The organism is Anaerolineales bacterium (genome assembly GCA_022866145.1).
GTDB lineage: Bacteria > Chloroflexota > Anaerolineae > Anaerolineales > E44-bin32 > PFL42.
The window spans coordinates 1-3,345 of the sequence record JALHUE010000466.1 but is presented as its reverse complement, the minus strand read 5'-3'; the positions used below and the strand labels follow the sequence as shown (position 1 = coordinate 3,345).

The window sequence follows — 3,345 nt, the reverse complement described above, 5'->3', positions numbered from 1 at the left end:
CGGCGACCGTGGTCTTCACGGCGCCCACCACGCCAGGCAACTATGAAGTCGTGTGCGGCGTCGCCGGCCACATCGAGGGCGGGATGACGGGCACGCTCATCGTGCAGTAGCGCGACCGAAACCGCAGAGAGCGGGGCGGGCCCTAGCCCGCCCCGCTTCGTTTGACGACGAGGAGACGATCCATGACAACTGTCGCGATGGTCCTGGGTGTCCTGATGGTGCTGGGCGGGGGCGTCTGGATCTTCCAGGGAATCAACTTGCTGCCAGGTAGCTTCATGACCGGCGACCCGCGCTGGGCGGTGCGAGCCTCGGTCGCCAAGCCGTTCAGCCACCAAGGCTGCCCGCAAGGTCAGCACCGGCGCTCGGTTGATCTCCATCTGTTCTCCACTGTCACTGCCCGTCTCGCCCTGGCGGTGGGTTCAGATGCGGCAGCTCCAGCAGCCTCGGTCGAGCACCCCGTGCAACACTACGCCTCCAGGTGTCGCACGCCTCGCCCATGTCTTGCTGGTGTCCCAGGTCCACAGAAACGCATGCAGCACGCTCGCGCCGAGGCTCAAGAACAGCACTTGGATAGGTTGGCCGTTCTTCACTATGACTTCCACGTGTCCCGGAGGCGTATGCGATCGTACAATCTCGCCGATCTGATCAGTCATCGCCACCCGTTTCCGGAGGGGATAGCGCAACACCATGGCGACGCCGTCGGCGTGTACCGCGCCAGCCGCCACACTGTCACGGTGTCCTGAGGGGAGGCCAGCTTTCGCCCGGCCGCCGTGGGTTGGGGGCACCAATTCACGGCCCACCTCAGGGCAACAAGGCCAGGCCACCTGATGCGGCCGCCCTGGAGCTTGCTGAAGCTACCCGACTGGACGCAGGCCCGCGAACACAGCCCGCCACGAGTAGATCAACCTTCGCTCACCCAAATTCCCACTTTCACACTTCGAGCATCCAGTGACGCGGGTCCATTGTTGGACCGGATTACTCGGAAGATACCAGGGGAGGCTTTTTTGGGCGGGGCCTGCTCTTGCTGAGACGACTCTTCGAACAGGAAATCCGCCGGCGTCAGACGGGGTCGGCTGCGCACGGCGGATCGCCTCCTGGCGAAGATCCGAACTCCATATCGAAGAGGCAAGGGCAGGGGGCACGGCGCGGACTCGGGGGTTCCCCACGATGGTCTTGCCAGAGATGGCGTGTGGAGGCGGGTCGGACCCAGCCGGGTAGCAGGCCCGCTGTGGGACCGCCACGTCAGCTGTCCTTTGTCGATCCACAACTTCACCCGTTCACGGCAGATCGATGCCGAATTGGGCGTAGTTCTTCTGGCCCCAATTGCCGGCGTTGTCCCGCGCATTGACGCTCCACGAGTAGAAGCCCCCGCAGTCGGTCTCTCCGGAGACATCCAGGCTTGTGGACTCTACTTGCCAGGTGCCCACGCTGGACCAGGAAGCCCCGCTGTCGTGCGAGACGAACAGCTCGACTTCATAGCGGTCGATCCCGCTCGGATCGTCCGGCTCATTCCAGTCCAGGACAATGTCGCTCAAGCACCCCACGATCTCTTCCTTGGGCGAAAGGCCGCCGGGCTTTGGAGGCGGATCGTCGTCCGGGAGCGGAGTGTCCGTCGGCATGGGCGTGCGGGTGGCCGTGGGGGTCGGGGTCACCGTGGGGGTGGGTGTGGCCTCCGGCGCCAGAAACACGGTGAGACTGCCTGGCTCGAGGCTGGGTCGGACATAGATCGGCAGGGCGATCCCCGTCGGGGACGTGCCCACCAGTTTCCAGGCCGTCCTGACGAAGTCCAGGCGGCAGTCGTCCCCGAAGGGAAGGTCCTCGAATAGGAAGGCCCCCACAGCATCCGTCCGCTGGCTGACCTTCTCCGTGCACTCGAGCAGGAAGACTTCGACATTCTCAAGGGGACCTTCCCCGGCGTCCTCTGCATCGCCATCCTGGTTCAAGTCACTGAAGACGAATCCCTGAACGAGGCCGCCTTCACCGAGCACCGTCACCCGCTTGGCGGCCGCCGGTCCCACAGCCCCTTCCACCCCGGAGGGGATGACCTCAATCCGGTAATCCCCGGCGGCCGGAGGGGTCCACAGCAGTTCTTGGGTGACTAACCGGCCATTTGGGTCGAAATCCCGGTCAACCTGCCAAGTCTCCCCATTGATGCGGAGCTCCACCTCCTGTATTCCGCCTGTGTTTGTGGCGTGCCATCGGATGGGGATCGAATCGCCCAAAGCGTACTCGGTTCCGTCGAGGGGCCGGTCGATCCAGGCCTTCAGTCCGGCGCCATAACTCTGAGGGCTGGCAGGCGGCGGGGTCGGAGTCGCCAATCCATCCGGCCGAGTGCAGCTGGAGGCGAAGACCGCTAGCAGGACAAGCAGGCGCAAGGAGCGATTCATCACTATGCCTCAGGGTACGGAAAGCCGAGTGCGGGATATCACCTCTGAATCCAGGGAGAGGCGGCAGGAAGCCTCGGAGTTGTCGTCGTAGATCACCCAGTGGCGTTGGGAACCCTCCTGCCAATAGTCCGCATCCATGTTGATGGGCCCGCCTGTCTCGATCCCGTTGCAGAAGATGTCATCACCCGTCCCCGTGTCGTGGTCGAGCAAGGTCAGGTACACCCAGATCTGGTCGCCATCATAGACCGGGAAAGTCACCCGGTTGCGGTCGCGCTCGTGCGAGGTGCAGTCCCATGACCCGTCCGGGGTGGTCTCACACGAGGTCATAGTCTCCTGCGTCAGGTCGTATTCGCCGTCGTGGATCGACCGGGTGCGTTCGCCACCACAGGCGTCGATCCCACCCACCGTCCCGCAGATCTCGTCCCACAACACGATGCGACCGACCTCCTCTTCTCTACCCTCGTGCGCCACAGTGACCCGGAGCAGGCCATAGGCCTCCTGGGTGACGTCCTCATCGCAGAAGAAGCAAAGCGCCTCGAGCCCATCCACGTCGCTGGAGGCGTCGATGACGAGACTGTTCAGCCGCAAGTCGACGGTCGCTCTGTATTCGGGACAGGCCGGTCCGGGAACCCCAATCGCATTGCTCGGCTGCGAGCGGATTTCGATCAGGCCTCCATCTGCTTGCTCGTAGTACAGGTAAGCACGCACGTGGTAGACGTACTCCCCGTCGCAAGGCGGCATGCGCCTGGGCATGATCTGGGCGGCGGACCCGATGCTGTCGATCCACCCGGCATCGCCATTGCGCCAGGCGTAGGCCGAGGGGTAGGTCCAGACCTGGAAGCCCTGCGTCTGGGAGCGCGGAACACCTGCGGTCTCGTCCCACTCCCAGGTCAGCATCTGGTCGGGGTCGAGCTCCAGGCAGGCCCACTCGGCGGCCACCGCCCCGTCGCCGAGGTCT

3 protein-coding genes are annotated in these 3,345 nt (G+C 64.5%); 1 reads left to right on the top strand and 2 read right to left on the bottom strand.

The window, feature by feature from the left end:
- The first annotated feature begins 182 nt into the window (after nt 1-182).
- Nucleotides 183-743 carry a hypothetical protein gene (locus tag MUO23_13750; protein MCJ7514014.1) on the top strand — a complete coding sequence of 187 codons (561 nt, stop codon included), beginning with the start codon at nt 183-185 and terminating at the stop codon, nt 741-743.
- A 534-nt stretch (nt 744-1,277) separates the two neighbouring features.
- Here MUO23_13750 and MUO23_13745 read toward each other — a convergent pair.
- Nucleotides 1,278-2,387 (bottom strand): Ig-like domain-containing protein, encoded by a 1,110-nt coding sequence (locus MUO23_13745; protein ID MCJ7514013.1) that lies wholly within the window; start codon nt 2,385-2,387, stop codon nt 1,278-1,280.
- A 9-nt stretch (nt 2,388-2,396) separates the two neighbouring features.
- Nucleotides 2,397-3,345: hypothetical protein (locus MUO23_13740; GenBank protein MCJ7514012.1), on the bottom strand; the 949-nt coding region annotated here is incomplete at its 5' end.